10 protein-coding genes are annotated in these 15,757 nt (G+C 59.2%); 6 read left to right on the top strand and 4 right to left on the bottom strand.

Annotation, left to right across the window (positions count from 1 at the left end; translation table 11 throughout):
- Window positions 1-23: 23 nt before the first annotated feature.
- From Mal65_RS11045 to Mal65_RS11055, 3 genes are read right to left on the bottom strand one after another with little or no spacing between them, the layout of a single operon-like run.
- Window positions 24-1,565, bottom strand: a complete 1,542-nt coding sequence (locus Mal65_RS11045; protein WP_196784758.1) for a sulfatase family protein — start codon at window positions 1,563-1,565, stop codon at window positions 24-26.
- A gap of 5 nt (window positions 1,566-1,570) precedes the next feature.
- The gene (locus Mal65_RS11050) at window positions 1,571-2,545 is read right to left on the bottom strand and encodes an N-acetylglucosamine-6-phosphate deacetylase (RefSeq protein WP_196784759.1); all 975 of its coding nucleotides are present in this window, start codon (window positions 2,543-2,545) and stop codon (window positions 1,571-1,573) included.
- Window positions 2,542-3,270, bottom strand: coding sequence for a glucosamine-6-phosphate deaminase (locus Mal65_RS11055; RefSeq protein WP_145304842.1), 729 nt, complete (start codon window positions 3,268-3,270; stop codon window positions 2,542-2,544). The genes Mal65_RS11050 and Mal65_RS11055 overlap by 4 nt, the downstream gene beginning before the upstream one ends.
- 182 nt (window positions 3,271-3,452) lie before the next feature.
- Between Mal65_RS11055 and Mal65_RS11060 the strand changes: the two genes are divergently transcribed.
- On the top strand, window positions 3,453-5,483 hold the full coding sequence (locus Mal65_RS11060) for a glucuronyl esterase domain-containing protein (RefSeq protein ID WP_165701203.1): 2,031 nt from the start codon (window positions 3,453-3,455) through the stop codon (window positions 5,481-5,483).
- A 99-nt stretch (window positions 5,484-5,582) separates the two neighbouring features.
- Here the strand turns inward: Mal65_RS11060 and Mal65_RS11065 are convergent, their stop codons facing one another.
- Complete coding sequence (locus Mal65_RS11065) at window positions 5,583-8,471, bottom strand: hypothetical protein (protein ID WP_145297234.1); 2,889 nt, start codon at window positions 8,469-8,471, stop codon at window positions 5,583-5,585.
- Window positions 8,472-8,719: 248 nt separating this feature from the next.
- On the opposite strand from Mal65_RS11065, the gene Mal65_RS11070 reads away from it, so the two are divergent.
- The 5 genes from Mal65_RS11070 to purN all read left to right on the top strand — a co-directional run bounded on the left by Mal65_RS11070 (window position 8,720) and on the right by purN (window position 15,649).
- On the top strand, window positions 8,720-9,685 hold the full coding sequence (locus Mal65_RS11070) for a GDP-L-fucose synthase family protein (protein ID WP_145304843.1): 966 nt from the start codon (window positions 8,720-8,722) through the stop codon (window positions 9,683-9,685).
- Window positions 9,686-9,747: 62 nt separating this feature from the next.
- Window positions 9,748-10,764, top strand: a complete 1,017-nt coding sequence (gene gmd / locus Mal65_RS11075) for a GDP-mannose 4,6-dehydratase (RefSeq protein WP_145297236.1) — start codon at window positions 9,748-9,750, stop codon at window positions 10,762-10,764.
- A 139-nt stretch (window positions 10,765-10,903) separates the two neighbouring features.
- Window positions 10,904-11,233, top strand: coding sequence for a co-chaperone GroES (locus Mal65_RS11080; RefSeq protein WP_145297239.1), 330 nt, complete (start codon window positions 10,904-10,906; stop codon window positions 11,231-11,233).
- 319 nt (window positions 11,234-11,552) lie between these two features.
- Window positions 11,553-14,975 carry an isoleucine--tRNA ligase gene (gene ileS, locus Mal65_RS11085; RefSeq protein ID WP_145297242.1) on the top strand — a complete coding sequence of 1,141 codons (3,423 nt, stop codon included), beginning with the start codon at window positions 11,553-11,555 and terminating at the stop codon, window positions 14,973-14,975.
- Window positions 14,975-15,649 (top strand): phosphoribosylglycinamide formyltransferase, encoded by a 675-nt coding sequence (purN, locus tag Mal65_RS11090; protein ID WP_145297245.1) that lies wholly within the window; start codon window positions 14,975-14,977, stop codon window positions 15,647-15,649. Before ileS ends, purN begins: the two co-directional genes overlap by 1 nt.
- Window positions 15,650-15,757 lie beyond the last annotated feature (108 nt).

The raw sequence follows: 15,757 nt of genomic DNA on the forward strand, positions 1-15,757 counted from the left end.
ATGCCCAGCGGGTGCGTTGTCAGCTATTGTGCCGACAACGCATCGTACTGGTCTGCACTCAGCCAGGTCAGGTCGTCCCAGTGACCGGTGTCATTGGGAACCGCCGGTCCATCTCCGGTGCGACCGCTGGTAACAATCGCCGTGGCGGCTGCGGTCAATCGATCGACAACCTCGGGGTTTTGGTCGGCCACCGACGTTGATTCGCTCGGATCGCTGGGCAGGTGATATAGTTCCAGACCCGAATTTCGGTGCGGCATGACCAGTTTCCAGCCGTCGTCGTTGATTGCGAAGCGGCCGGCCGATGAATGATGAATCATGGGCGGGCGCTGGATGACGGCGTTGGGATCCTTCAAGACCGCCGCGAAGCTGTGGCTGTCTTCGGCGGTATTGTCGGGCAAATCGGTGCCGACAATTTCGGCGATGGTGGCGACCAAGTCGATCTGTCCCACCAGCGAATCGTCGCGTCGGCCGGGTGATTCGATTCCCGCCGGCCAGCGGACCAGGAACGGGACGCGGTGTCCGCCTTCGTAGATGTCGCGTTTTCCGCCGCGCCAGGGACCGTTGCTGCGATGATCAAAATCGTTGATACGTTGTTGCCACGATTTTTCCGGCCCGTTGTCGCTGGTGAAAACCACGATCGTGTTTTCGGCCAATTCGTGCTGGTCCAAGTGATCCAGCAGGCGACCGACGTGATGGTCGGTTTCGATCATGAATTCGCCATAACCGCCACATTCGCCTTGTCCCCAAAATTCAGGCAGCGGGCAGACCGGATAGTGCGGCGACGTCAGCGGCAGGTACAAGAAGAACGGCCGGTCGGATTGGTCGCTTTGTCGATGCCGATCGATCCACGCCATCGCTTCGTCGGTAAAGCGTGTCAGGCATTGGTTGTCGATGAAATCGGGGGCGACTTCCATGCCGCGTTTGCCGATCGCTTTCCGGGTGGCTTCGGGGCTGTCTTGATAGGGCGGTTTGATGCGGTAATCGACGTGACGTCGGTTCGGCTTCTTTGCGGTAAAGACCGTCGGTGGCACCGCCGCGTGTCGACCACGGAACCAAGCCAACACGCCGTAGTTCAACGATGCCGGGATGCCGAAAAAGTCATCGAATCCTTTGTCCAGCGGCATGTCTTGCACCGGCAGTGACCAATCTCGGTCGCCCGCGGTTCCAGGAAAATCCATGCCCAGATGCCACTTGCCGACCATCGACGTGCGATAGCCCGCATCACGAAGCATCGATGCAAGAGTCAATCGGTCATCGGTGATCAGACACTTGCCTTCGGCCCCCATCACGCCGCGTTTCAAATGCGTCCGCCAGCTGTAACGTCCCGTCAGCAAGCCATACCGTGACGGGGTGCACACCGTGTCGCTGCAGTGCCCGTTGGTGAACGAGATACCTTCGGCGGCGATGCGATCGATGTTGGGTGTTTGGAATTTGGCTTGATCGTTCAGGTGGCTGGCGTCGCCAAAGCCTTGGTCATCGGTGTAGATGATCACGACGTTGGGTTTGTCGGCCGACCAAGTCAGTGATGCGGTCATCGCTAGATAAGCCGCGGTGACGGAAATCATCGTTTTCATGTCATTCCCAGCAAGCGAAGTGGATTGGTTCGTGTCCACGCACGGAGTTGCACATCGGTGCACCGGAGATGGTGTTGCATCAACGACACCATGGTCGCCAGCGATGTTGCGGAACCGGCAAAGTGTTTTCGATCGGCCGACCAAGCGGCGCCGTCGTCATCGACGTGCACCCACTGATCACCCAAGCGGTGTCGGCCCGGTCCCAAGGACGCGGCACTGATGGCATCGCTGACGATGATGATTTGATCGTCGTTGCAAACGCGAAAGTAGTTCTGCAACGCAAAAAACGGCACGTGATGCCCGTCGGCAATCCAGGAAACGGCCAACCGATCGGAGACCGACAGTACCCGATTGATGATGTTGTCATGCCGCGGCAGGGATCCGGGACAGCCGTTGCCCAAGTGGGTGAACAGCGACAGTCCATGGTCCAGTGCACGGTGTAGGTCATCAAGGGACGCATCGCTGTGTCCGGCCGCGACGATGATGTCCTGGTCCGCCAAGTATCGCGTCGCCGATCCGTCCGCGTCCTGTTCCGGGGCCAAAGTGAACAGCCGGACGTGACCGGCACCCGCGTCGATCAATCGCTTGGCATCGTCGACGTTGGCCGCGCGGACTTGATCGGCCGGATGAGCCCCGACATAGCCATCAGCCGCGTTGATGAAGGGGCCTTCGACATGAATGCCCGCGATCAAATCGGCGGTGGCGGCGTCTTCGTCGATGGCACGCACCAACGTTTGAATCCGCGATGTCATTCGGTCCAAATCGTCGGTGATCACCGTGGGGCAAAATTTCTCTGCCCCGTCATCGCGGATGCTGCGACATGCCCGATGAATGTCGTCGGTGGTGGTGTCGTGGCTGTTGAAATCCACGCCCGCAAATCCGTTGACTTGCAGGTCGACATACCCCGGTGCCGAATCGTTCGGTGTCGAATCATCGCCGTCGTCGTGTTGCGTTTGCCTGTTCTGAATCACGCCGTTGATTCCAAGTCCTGAAGAACTTCGGGCGGCAACTTGGCGGCCGATGCGCGGTCGATGATCAGCGTCGCATCGTCGTGGCGGCGCAGAATGCTGGCCGGAATTTCAGGGCCGATGTCGTCAAGCAAGGTGCGGCGGACCGCGTCGGCTTTTTGTGCGTCCGGCACGCTGCAAAGGATCGTGGACGTCTTCATGATTTGGCGAATCGACATGCTGATCGCGTGAGTGGGCACGTCATCAAGTCCGGCGAACCAGCCTTCGCCCACTTGTTGCCGGCGACAGGCTTCGTCCAATGCAACGCGGATGTAAGGGGCGTCGGTGTCAAAATCGGCCGGCGGATCATTGAAAGCCAGGTGGCCGTTTTCGCCGATCCCGACCAATGCCAGGTCGACCGGCGCGGACTGTAATTTCCGTCCGACGTCGGACATGACTTCGGCGGAGTCTTCGTCACCTGGCAAGTAGGCGAACGATCGCAGCGGGACATGATCAACGAACCGCTGTTTCAAGTATCCACAAAACGAAGCCGGATGGTCGGCGTCGATCCCGATGTATTCATCCAAATGAAACGCGTCGACGACGGACCAATCCACATCACGAGTCACCAGTTGTTGCAGGACTTCGAACTGTGACGCGCCCGTGGCGACGATCAAACGAGCGTTTCCGCGATCAGCAATGGCATTGCGTAGGACATCGGCCGCAGCGTCGGCAACGAAGCGTCCCATGGACTGGCGATCTTGGACTAGCACGGTTTTCAACGGTGGGCCTCGGCGGATGTCGGCGGGGACAATAGCAGAAAGTTGGTGGGGTATCGGTCTCAAGTGTAACCGCGCCGCAGATGGCCCACAGCCGTGACGGGTTGGTGTCTACTGTTGGACAGGGGCCCCAAGGTTTTTCAAGAGAATCGATGATGTCGCACCGATTGTTTTCCGGCGGCGGTTGGCTGGCTGTCGCATTGATTATCTGTTTGTCGTTTGCATCCGACTTGGCAACGTCTGCCAACGAAGCGTCCACCGCGGATGTCGAATTGAAAACGTTGGACGATCACTTTCCATTTGATGTTCCTGACACGGTACAGCAATGGAATCAACGGGCGTCGACGCTGCGGCATCGGATTCGTGTCGCGACCGGCTTGTGGCCGTATCCGTCCAAGACACCTTTGAAAGCAACGATCCACGGCCCCGTGCAACATGACGGGTTCATGACGGAAAAGGTGTACTTTGAAAGCTTTCCCGGCCACTTCGTCACCGGCCAGTTGTTCCGGCCGGCTGCCGGAAACGATTTGGCGGTCGTCGACGGAAAGCGACCGGGCGTCCTGAGTCCTCATGGTCACGGCGGTCGCACCATGCAGTTAAGTGACGATGACTTGCAGAAGAATTTGAAAACTGGCGGAGAGAAGTACGAGGGATCGGGGCGCAATCCAAAGTACGCCCGTTGTGCGCACCTGGCACGGATGGGATGCGTCGTGTTCATGTTTGACATGCTGGGGTATGCCGATTCCCAGCAGATCGGATTCGAAGTCGCCCATCGTCACGCCAAAGCCCGGCCCGAGGAATCCAACCGCAGTGCGCCATGCTTGTACAGCGTCGATGCCGAATTGAATCTGCAATCGATCATGGGCTGGCAAACTTGGAATGCGATCCGTGCGTTGGACTTTTTGGAATCGTTGGATGACGTCGATCCGGATCGATTGGCCGTGACGGGCGGCAGCGGTGGTGGAACCCAAACCATTCTATTGGGCGCCCTGGACGATCGTGTTTCGGTCAGCTTTCCCAACGGGATGGTTTCGACATCGATGCAGGGCGGATGTTATTGCGAAAACGCGAACTACCTGCGTATCGGGACGGGCAATGTCGAATTGGCGGCGTTGTTTGCACCCAAGCCTCAAGGCATGACCGCGGCGGACGACTGGACTCGCGACATGATGAGTGACGGTTTTCCGGAACTGGTCAAGCTGTACACGATGCTGGGGCAACCGAAACACGTGATGTGTCGGCCGTTGTTGCAGTTTCCGCACAATTACAACTACGTGACTCGGGAAACCATGTATCAGTGGATGGCCACGCATCTGTCGTTGCCGCCGGAATCCCCGTTGGTGGAAACCGACATGGTTCCGCCGACCGAAGCCGAAACGTCGGTGTGGAACCAACAACATCCGGCGCCGACGGATTCGGGTGTTCCGCACGAACGGCGGGTGCTGGCGTGGTGGAAGCAAACGGCGGACGAAGCATTGAAAGCGTCGCTGCCGCCGTACCAAGTTGATGCACCCGAGCGATCGCTCGCAAAGTTTCGGCACGATTTCGGGATTCCCTGGTCGATCATGCTGACGGTGCCGCAGGAATCGATGAAGCAAGCCGGGCGTGATGCCGAGCAGACCACGGGTGCGGATTGGGGCTCGGATGCGAATGATTCGGTCGGGACGCTGATCTATTGCGGTCAGGGGGATTTGCCCGACGAACTGAAAGCATGGTTGGACCAGGGGTATCGGTTGGTCCGTCCGGAATTTGATTCGTCACAGGATGAACAGCCGATTGTTGCCAATGGCAAGCGGTACGCCGGGTTCACGTTTGGTTACAACCCGCCGCTGGTGGTGCGTCGGTCGGGGCACCTGGCACACTTGGCCGCCGGCATTGATGGACCGGTGGTCTTGGCGGGATCCGGTCGGCACGTCGCTTGGGTCGCGGGGGCCGCGATGCTGGCGGGCTCGGACGTGACCGAATGTTGGCTTCGTCCTGATGGTTTCCGATTCGCGGCGGTGGACGATTACACCGACGCGGCCTTTGTTCCCGGGGCGGCCAAGTACGGTGATCTGCCCGTGTTGGTTTCGCTGCGGGCGCCCCACCGTTTGACGATCGTGGACGCCGATGATGCAGTACGAAAGCAAGTCACCGCGACCTACCGCCAAGCCGATGCGATGGACCGGTTGACGGTGAAGTGACCATCGAAAGCATCGCTCGGGCCAGAACGATGCGTCGACCGTAGTGACACTTTCACTGGAACGACGCAGTAACGCCCGACGAATCCTTTTCGGCTGGTCTCAACGCCGATTTGTTGGTGCGTCCAGGCTGGCGACGACGTCTTCATCGTCGGACGAAGCTGACGCATCGGCGGGACCCATTGCCAGGCCGATCCAGCCGTCACGCAGGATCAACTGCGACACTTCCAAGTCTTGCACCGCCGGGTGGTTGGCCATTTGCGGCATCGTCAACGGCAACGGACGATCGTCATCCAGGACTTTGTTAAAGATCGCTCGTGCGGGCAGCCGCTGTCGCATGCTCATTCGCGGTCCTTGGATCGACAAGCCGCTGTCGCGAACCAGGTAGGCACGATTGCCATCGAATTCGGCGCGGTATTTTGCTCGCACGATGAAGGTCCGCAGTTCGAAACCGTCCTCGCCTTTCAGTTGGACGATTCGCAGCGTCAACCACAATCGATCGTCTTCGATTTCCACCGTGATCGGTCGCGTCGGTGCGAACTGGATCGTCACATCATCGGGCAGGTCCGCGATGATCGGCCGTGTATCGACACCGAATTGGGACATCGCCGAATCGACCATGTCACGAATGGACGCCGGTTCGTCACGAGGCACCATTTGTTCCAGCGTGTTGTTGATCGCCGATTGATGCAACTGCAGACTCATCAGGCTGTTGTGGGGCGCCCGCGGTCGTGGGGTGAACGCGGCCATCTGCCAGTCGCCGGCCAAACGGTACCGAGCCAGCAAACGCGATGGCGTCGTTTCCATGTCGACGACCATCGGTTCCAAATCCATGCGTCCGAGCGGTCCGACCACGACGTCGCTGAATTGGCCGGTGGCTTTGCGGACCTTTTCTTGGACTTGTTGATCGATTTCGCCCGAGATGCTTTGTCGGATCCGGCTTTCGGTGATTCGATTGGCGATCGGCGCGGAATCGGCGTACCGGCCCGCTGCGATGCTGCGGACCAGGGATCCGATCATCGGCAATCCGTCATAGTCGCTGCGGATTCCTCGCAAACGCGTTTGATTGTTCACCGAGACCGACGACGAACCGATTTTCACCGCGTCGGTGGTCAACTGGATCGGCGTGGAGGCAAGGAAGTTGCTGTTGGCGACGGTTCGCAGTGCGACCGGACCGTTCAGGCCGACGGCGCGAGTGGATACGTCGCCTTGGGTCAACAATTCGAGCGACCAGCGATCACGCGATGGCACCAGCCGCAGGTCCAAATCGCTGTTGATCTGGCTGGTTCCCCGCACGCGACTGCCCAACAAAGTCGTACGTACCGGTTGAACCTGGGGTTGCACCGGAGGAAGCAGACGACGCATCAATTGGTCGGTCACCGCAAACCGCATGTTGGCGTTGCGATAGTGCGTGGTGATCGACTTGGCGACCGCGACGGATGCTTCGCGTCCACTGAAACGCAGTGACTGCACGGCATCGGCAACGTCGATCGCACTCAAGTCGATCGCATTGTCTTCCTGACGCTCGAGATCACGGACCAGCTTGGCATAGTCGATCGGAGTGGCCGACCAAGTGCGAAGTGAATCGGCAAGCTCGTTGACCGCCGGTCGGTCCAGCCATTGACGCTGGGATGGCTGTAATCCGTACCACTGCAATCGCGACAAGAACCGCTGGGCGACTTCCGCACGCGCGGCGGGCGACCCGTTGTCCACCGCCGCACGGATATCATCCAGAAGCAGGAATTCATGCCAGCCGCCCGGGTCGTTCGATCGGGCCAGCTCGGATTCCACATGATCAGCCAGTCCGGCAATCTTATTGGCCAGTTTCCGTGCGGCACCCGAATCGGCCAACACAGAAAACACCGGCTGCGATCCATCGATACTTTGCCGAGCCCCCGAATCAACAACCTTCCAAACCGCGCCCCAAACCGCCAAGCGTCGGTTCAGCCCGTGAGCGGTGCGCAGCCACTGGACTTGCAGTTGGCGATCGTCGACTTGTTCGGCCAGTTGCAAGCCGGCTTCGGCAAACGTCGCCAGCTGCTGCAGGGTGGATCCCGCGTCGGGATCGCCCAGCCAGTCGAACGATTCCAAGCGTCGTAAACGACTTTCGACCTGCCCGGCCCAACGGGCGGCCGGATCTTCGGCGAAGGCGCCGTCTTGGGCCAGGGGGAAATCGCCGTCGGTTGCGATCCCCGCCAAGTCGTTCAGCATTTCGTGCAGGGCCGCCGCCTCGGGCCAGCCCGCCGGATGCGTGTCGCCCTTGTGGTGGTCGGCGGCGGCAACGTCACGAGCTTCCGATTCCGGTTGCGTGTCGGGCGTCTGCTTGGCCGCCGGTGCTTGGCCCAGGGAAATCGGTTCCGGTTTGGTCGGCGGCGCGGGGGGGCCATCGGGCTTGTCGGTATCCGTTTCCGTGCCATCGATTCCCAGCGGTTGGCTGTCCGGACGATAGCGACCCAGGACGCGAATGGATTCCGGCAACACACTTTTGTGTTCCCGCCGCGTCGATGCGGTGACCGTTCGCGGCCCCAACGGCACGGCATCCCATTGGATCGAATCCGCCGTCCCGTAGGTTTCGCTTCGCAGCATCGATAGCCCGGCCAATTCACGATTGGTGTTCAGCCGCGGGGCACGCGCGATCACATTGGTCGGTCCACCGATGACGAATTCGTGAATGTCCGACGCATCCGGTGTGGTCGGTCGCGTGACGGACGGTTCCGATCGGTTCCATCGCCCGGACAGCGGATTCTTCAGCACCGGCCAACTTTGCCGCAATGCCACCAGGGAACCGTCGACGGTTCGTCGTGCCGGAGCGATCTGGGGTTGGACCAGCTTTGCCATGGAGTTGGCTTGGGTGACCAATTCGACCGCCGCGCTGCCGGCGCGGCTCCGCAATGCCGCCAGATCAAGCGTCGAGAACCAAGTCATCGACGAGATCGTGGAGGAGGCGACCAGCGGCCAGACCAGTAGTGCTCGTTTGATTTCCTTACGCATCGTGCGCATCTGCCCATGTGATGAGAGGGATTCTGCGATCAGCCCTGACCGCTGCAAAGGTTCATCGACCGTCAGGGTTCCCCTGTCCACGCCTGCTTCGCCGCGGTGCCCAACCGCCAAGTCCGGCGTCATCCCAACGGCTGATACGACCCCACCAGCCTGTGTTTTTGGATTCCGATTGCGGGTCCCCGAAACTTTCACACGGTCTTGGCGTGACGAAACGCTGCCGTTTGAGTAGCTTTTGCGGTATGAGCGAATCCACACTGCCCCCCGAATTGAAGCGTATCTACGTGGCCGGCCATCGCGGCATGGTCGGCGGCGCCGTTTGTCGGCGTCTGGAACGTGAAGATGTGCAGGTTGTGACGGCCAGTCGGAATGATCTGGATTTGACAGACGCGGCCGCAGTGGAAGACTTTTTTTCCCGCCAATCGATCGATGCGGTGGTTTTCGCCGCCGCTAAGGTGGGCGGGATCGTTGCGAACAACACGTATCCGGTGGAGTTTCTGTCGGACAACGTGCTGATGGCGACGCATTCGATCAAGGCGGCCTATCACAGCAAAGTGAAACGCTTTCTGTTTCTGGGCAGCACCTGTATTTATCCCCGCGATTGTCCCCAGCCGATCGTCGAAGATTCGCTTTTGACCGGGCCATTGGAACCGACCAATGAAGCCTATGCGTTGGCCAAGATCGCGGGGCTGAAATTGTGCCAGTACTATCGTCGCCAATACGGCGTGATGTTCCACAGTGCGATGCCGACCAATCTGTATGGCCCTGGCGACAATTATCATCCCGAACACAGCCACGTGTTGCCCGCGTTGATCCGCCGATTCCACGAAGCCAAATTGGACGGCACCGAAACGGTCACGATCTGGGGTACGGGATCACCACGTCGCGAATTTTTGTATGTCGATGACTTGGCCGATGCTTTGGTGCATTTGCTGGGCGTCAACGACCCGCCGGATTGGGTCAATGTCGGCACCGGTGTTGATCAAACGATTTTAGATTTGGCCAAGTTGGTGGCCGAAACCGTCGGCTTTGAAGGTAAGATCGAAACGGACCCGTCACGTCCCGACGGCACGCCGGTCAAGTGCACCAACGTGGATCGCTTGCAAGCGTCCGGTTGGCGGCATCGTGTCGACTTGGCCGAAGGGCTGCGTCGCACCTACGAAGCATTCCTGGCGGAACAATCGGCCGGCCAATTGCGGGCGGTTTGATCGATCCCCGATCCGTTCCAACCCATCCTTCTTTTCTTTTTCAGGTTAGAGCCTTTACCGTCATGACCAAGTCAGCATTGATCACCGGGATCACCGGCCAAGACGGCAGTTACCTTGCGGAACTGTTGTTGGAAAAAGGGTACACGGTGCACGGGTTGGTGCGTCGAAGCAGCACGTTTTCGACCGAACGGATCGATCACATCTATCAAGACGTGCACGACAACCCGAACCTATTGCTGCACTACGGTGACCTGACCGACGGGCAAGCGTTGACCAACTTGGTGTTGGATATCCAGCCCGATGAGATCTACAACTTGGGTGCCCAAAGTCACGTCCGCGTTTCGTTCGACCAGCCGGTTTATACGCTGCAGGCCGTCGGCGTCGGCGCGTTGAATGTCTTGGAAGCCGCCCGGTTGCTGGACAAGCAAAAATCGGTGCGTGTCTATCAAGCCAGCAGTAGCGAAATGTACGGCGACGTGATGGAAACGCCGCAGAAAGAAACGACGCCGTTCAACCCGCAATCGCCCTACGCTTGTGCAAAGGTTTACGCGTTCCATCAAACCGTCAACTATCGTCGCAGTTACGACTTGTACGCCAGCAACGGCATCCTGTTCAACCACGAATCGGAACGTCGGGGCGAAACGTTTGTGACGCGAAAGATCACGCGTGCCGCCGGCCGGATCAAAGTCGGTCTGCAAGACAAACTGTACTTGGGCAACATGGACGCCAAGCGAGACTGGGGTTACGCCAAAGACTATGTCGAAGGCATGTGGCGCATCCTGCAGCACAGCGAACCGGATGACTTTGTCCTGGCCACCGGCCGCACCGAAACGGTTCGCGATTTCTGTCGTCTGGTCTTCGAACAACTGGACATGAATTACGAAGACCACGTGGAGATCGATCCGCGTTACTTCCGGCCCGCCGAAGTCGAATTGTTGCTGGGTGATTGCACCAAGGCGAAAGAAAAGTTGGGCTGGACGGCCACGACGGATCTGGAGGAATTGGCTCGCATCATGACCCAGCACGATTACGAGCTGGCCCAACGCGAAGCCCATTCGAAGACCTTCGTGCCGAACTAGGTTCGGCGTCCCGTTTGCGGGATGTCTGAAAGCTGGTTGAGGATTCTGAAATTGCCGCGAGATGGCGGCAAGGTTTGCGGTATCGCAACCGGTCGTGTCCGGCCTGGGCACCGCTTAGGGCGGACGCTACGATTGCGCCATGGCAAAGAAGAAGAATTCCAACACCGGATTTGAGTACGTCGAACCCATCGGGGATCGTGTGTTGGTTCGCAAAGACGAACCGAAACGCGAAACCCGTGGCGGCATCGCGCTTCCCGATGCGGCGGAGATCCCGACGATCACCGGTCGCATCGTGACGATCAGCGCGGTGGTCGAAAACGACGACGAATTGCCGCTTCGCCAGTACGACAAGATCTTGTTCCACCCTAAAAACGCGATCCCGGTGGATTTGGAGCACGACAACCAGTTGTTCGTGATCCCGGTGGAAGATGTGGTGGCGGTGTTCCGCCGCGACCCGCCTGCCGAATAGTCCACCAGCACGTGGATCCGAGTCATCGCTGGTGTCTGCTGGCGGCAATTCGGACCGGCCCCGAGTGAACCGCCAGATCGCGGGTCGTCTCCTTTCTTTTAAAGTCCGCCGGCCGACCGAGCCTTCTTTACCGGCGCCGCGTTTCCGCCGGGGTTGACCCACCGTCATCAACTCGCAGTCCGCCGCCCATGGCGATACTTCTGGGTCGCCGACGACACGATTCCGCCCGGTGCCGATGAAGTCCGGGGCTGACGAAACAGCCGCCAGGCATCTAAAACATGGGGCTTTACCGCTTCGCAGCCTGGATGCCTGAACCCCGATGTCCGATTCCGCCAGTCCGTTTCGCGCCCCCAACGGCAGCCCGAACTTTCCGTCGCTTGAGCAAGAAGTGCTGGAATTCTGGGACCAGAACGACATCTATGCCCAGTCGCTTTCGCGTCGCAAAGACGCCGATTCGTTCGTTTTCTTCGAAGGCCCGCCGACCGCCAACGGGCTGCCCCACCCGGGACACTGTTTGACGCGTTCGATCAAGGACGTGTTTCCCCGATATCAGACGATGAAGGGCCTGCGTTGCCAACGCAAAGCCGGTTGGGACACCCACGGTTTGCCGGTCGAAGTCGAAGTCGGCAAGGACCTGGGTATCCACAGCAAGGAAGAAATCGAAGCCTACGGCGTCGAACCGTTCATCCAAAAATGTGAACAAAGCGTCTTTCGCTACATCCAACAGTGGCAACAGTTGACTCGGCGTCTGGGTTTCTGGGTCGATCTGGATGATGCCTATGTGACGTATCACCAAAGCTATGTCGAAAGCGTTTGGTGGAGTCTGAAAAACCTGTTCGATCGCGGACTGCTGTATCAAGGTCACAAGATCGTGTGGTGGTGGGCCCAAGGCGGAACGGCGCTTTCGGCCGGCGAGGTCGGGCAAGGGTACCGAGAGGTGGCCGACCCCAGCGTTTACGTTCTGTTCCCGCTGGTCGACCATCCGGGACGCAACTTGGTCGTCTGGACCACGACGCCCTGGACGCTGCCCAGCAACATGTACGCCGCGGTGCATCCGGATTTGACGTACAGCATTTGTCGCGACGACGAAACCGACAGCGAATTGGTCATCGCCAGCGACTTGGTCGAAACGATCGCCGGCAAACTGAAACGCGAACTGCCGGTCATCGGTACCGTCGGCGGCGATGAACTGATCGGTTTGCGTTACGAACCGCCGTTCGATTTTTACAAGAACAAACTGGGCGACCCTCAAGGCAAGCTGATCGACGGCGGCAGCGAATCGTTGTACTGGCGTGTGGTCGAAGCCGATTTTGTTACCACCGACAGCGGTACCGGTTTGGTCCACCAGGCGCCCGCCTTTGGTGAAGTCGACCACGAGGTTCTGGTCCAACAACGGTTGCGTTTCACCGACGACAGCCGTCCGGAATTGTTGTGCGCCGTCGGACCGGACGGCAAATTCACCTCCGAAGTCGCCGGCGATGCCGCGCTGGATTCGGTGGTGGGTGTTTGGGTCAAAGACGCCGACAAACCGCTTTCACGCATGCTGAAGGAACGTGGCCGGCTGTTGCTGTTGGATCAATACCTGCACGAGTATCCGTTCTGTTGGCGTGCCAGCAGCGACCCGTTGATCCAGTATCCGCGTCAAAGTTGGTTCATCCGCACGACCAAGTTCAAAGACTTGATGCTGAAGAACAACGCCGCGATCGGTTGGCAACCCGAACACATCCGCGACGGCCGATTCGGCAACTTCTTGGCGTCCAACGTCGACTGGGCACTGTCGCGCGAGCGGTACTGGGGTACGCCCCTGCCGATCTGGGTTTGCGAATCGACCGGGCGTGGTGAAGCGATCGGCAGCTATGACGAACTGTTGGCCAAACCGGGCGTCGACGGAACACAGTCGTGGGAAAAAGCCAAAGCGGCTGACCCGGATTTGTCGGAACACTTGAAAGTGCACAAGCCGTACATCGACGACGTTACCTACGATTCGCCGTTCGCCGACGGTGCACGGATGCGGCGTGTGCCGGAGGTCATCGATTGCTGGTACGACAGCGGCGCGATGCCGTTCGCCCAGTACGGATGGCCACATCAAAACGACGATCTGTTTGCCGATCAATTCCCGGCCGATTTCATCAGCGAAGCTTTGGACCAGACGCGAGGTTGGTTTTACAGTCAACTGGCGATCAGCACGATGCTGTTCGGCGAAGGCGGTTCGTTGGTCGCCGAAGGACATCAACCGACCGGGCAATCGTTGCAGCCCGATCTGCCGTATCCGCATCCGTATCGCAACTGCATTGTGCTGGGGCTGATGCTGGGCGAAGACGGCAAGAAGATGTCGAAGTCGGAAAAGAATTATCGCGAACCCGATGAGATCTTTGACCGCTACGGTGCCGATGCCCTGCGATGGTTCTTCTTCAGCGGCCAGACGCCTTGGACGGCGATCCAGTATCGCGAGCAAGCCATCAAGGATTCGATCCCCGAATTCTTGTTACGGCTTTGGAACGTGTACAGCTTTTTCATGATCTATGCCGAAATCGACGGCTTCGATCCAACGGTGGCGACCGCGGCCGATGCGAATCTGAGCCCCCAAAGCTTGGCGTCGGCACCGACGTATCGTCCGGCCGATCAACGCAGCGAAATTGATCGCTGGATCCTGTCGGAACTGAACCAGACGATCCAGACCGTGACCGAGCGGATGGATGCGCTGGACAATTACAACGCTTGCGAAGCCATCACGCACTTGGTGGACGGGCTTAGCAACTGGTACGTCCGTCGCAGCCGCGATCGTTTCTGGGCGTCGGACAAAGATTCGGCCGACAAGCATGACGCGTATTGGACATTGTACGAATCGCTGTTGCAGGTCAGCCGGCTGATCGCGCCGTTCGTGCCGTTCATCGCCGAAACGTTGTGGCGCCGCTTGGCCGAACCGTTCGGCGACACCGCAGCGGCCAGCGTGCACTTGTGCGACTATCCCCAAGCGGACTCGTCACGAATCGATGCCAACCTGACCGATTCGATGTCGCTGCTGCGTGAAATTGCGTCGATGGGACGCAGTGCCCGCGCCGATGCGAAGTTGAAGGTACGTTTGCCGCTGTCGAAAGTCGAAGTCGTCTTGGCCAGTGACGACCGGGTGCAGTGGCTGCAGAGTCATGACGCATTGGTGAAGGAAGAATTGAACGTCAAGCAAGTCGAATACACGACCGAGGGCGATCAGTATGTCCAATACACGGTTGTGCCGAACTTCAAACGCTTGGGGCCCAAGGTCGGCAAACAAGTCCCCGCAGTGAAGAAGGCGTTGGCCCAAGCCGACGGGAATGAATTGCTGGCCCTTCTGCAGCGTGACGGAAAGGTCACGCTGTCGCTGGGCGATGGATCGGTGGAGTTGGACAACGATGACATCGAAGTCCGATTGCAGGCACGCGACGGCTGGGCGGCCGCCCAGGGACGCGAGTGCGTCGTGGTGCTGAACACCGAGGTCACCGATGAATTGCGTCGCGAAGGTGCCGCAAAGGACTTGATCCGCGTGGTGCAGAACGAACGTAAACGCATCGATTGCAACTATACCGACCGCATCGAAATCGGCATCGTCAGCGATGACGATGATGTCAACGCGGCGATCGATGCACACGCCGAATTGATCAAGGGCGAAACCTTGGCCGACGCATTGACCACGTCCGCGTTGGATGGCGTCGATGCCGCGAAGTCGGACTTGGGATCGGTGTACGTGCGAAAGGTTGACGGCTGATGAATGCAGGACAATCGCCACCGGATTCCGATCGTCCCGGCGTCGACGAACCTTTGCGTGTGGCGGTGTTCCTTAGCGGCAGCGGACGGACGCTGGCCAACCTGATCCGGCACCGCGATGAATCCGGATTGCCGATCGATTTTCGATTGGTGATCGGCAGCCGAAGCGGTTTGAAAGGACTGCAGATCGCGGAATCGGCGGGCATCACCACCCGCGTGGTTCGCAAATCGGATCATCCCGACCCCCAGGAATACTGTCGGGCGATGTTTGATCCGTGCCGAGACGCCGGCGCGGAGCTGGTCGTCATGGCGGGGTTCTTGAAACACGTTTTGATCCCCACGGATTTCGAAAATCGGGTGATCAACATCCATCCGTCGCTGTTGCCCGCTTTCGGCGGCCAGGGAATGTATGGTCACCGAGTGCATCAGGCGGCCATCGACCGTGGGGTGCGGATCAGCGGATGCACCGTCCATTTTGTCGACAACCATTACGACAATGGGCCGATTCTGTGGCAGCGAAGCTGTCCGGTACGGCCGGGGGATGACGCCGACGCGTTGGCCGACCGAGTCTTTCAGCAGGAATGCCAAGCTTTGCCCGAAGCGATCCGAATGGTACACCAGGATTGGCGTCATTCCGGCGAACCCACTGGCGGTCGCGATACAATGCGTCAGTAGGGAAAACGCACCCCCGCAGACTGTGTTTGACGTGTCGCACACGTTGCACCGGTCGATGCCGGTCGGTCCGTCATCGGGTGCACGTCATGGATTTATAAAACAAAGTCG

The sequence above is a fragment of the Crateriforma conspicua genome (genome assembly GCF_007752935.1).
Lineage (GTDB): Bacteria > Planctomycetota > Planctomycetia > Pirellulales > Pirellulaceae > Crateriforma > Crateriforma conspicua.

Coding starts and splice junctions, on each gene's coding strand:
- purN (WP_145297245.1), top strand. CDS start 14,975: ATGAATGCAGGACAATCGCCACCGGATTCCGATCGTCCCGGCGTCGAC.
- ileS (WP_145297242.1), top strand. CDS start 11,553: ATGTCCGATTCCGCCAGTCCGTTTCGCGCCCCCAACGGCAGCCCGAAC.
- Mal65_RS11055 (WP_145304842.1), bottom strand. CDS start 3,270: ATGGGACGCTTCGTTGCCGACGCTGCGGCCGATGTCCTACGCAATGCC.
- Mal65_RS11060 (WP_165701203.1), top strand. CDS start 3,453: ATGATGTCGCACCGATTGTTTTCCGGCGGCGGTTGGCTGGCTGTCGCA.
- Mal65_RS11080 (WP_145297239.1), top strand. CDS start 10,904: ATGGCAAAGAAGAAGAATTCCAACACCGGATTTGAGTACGTCGAACCC.
- gmd (WP_145297236.1), top strand. CDS start 9,748: ATGACCAAGTCAGCATTGATCACCGGGATCACCGGCCAAGACGGCAGT.
- Mal65_RS11065 (WP_145297234.1), bottom strand. CDS start 8,471: ATGCGTAAGGAAATCAAACGAGCACTACTGGTCTGGCCGCTGGTCGCC.
- Mal65_RS11070 (WP_145304843.1), top strand. CDS start 8,720: ATGAGCGAATCCACACTGCCCCCCGAATTGAAGCGTATCTACGTGGCC.
- Mal65_RS11045 (WP_196784758.1), bottom strand. CDS start 1,565: ATGATTTCCGTCACCGCGGCTTATCTAGCGATGACCGCATCACTGACT.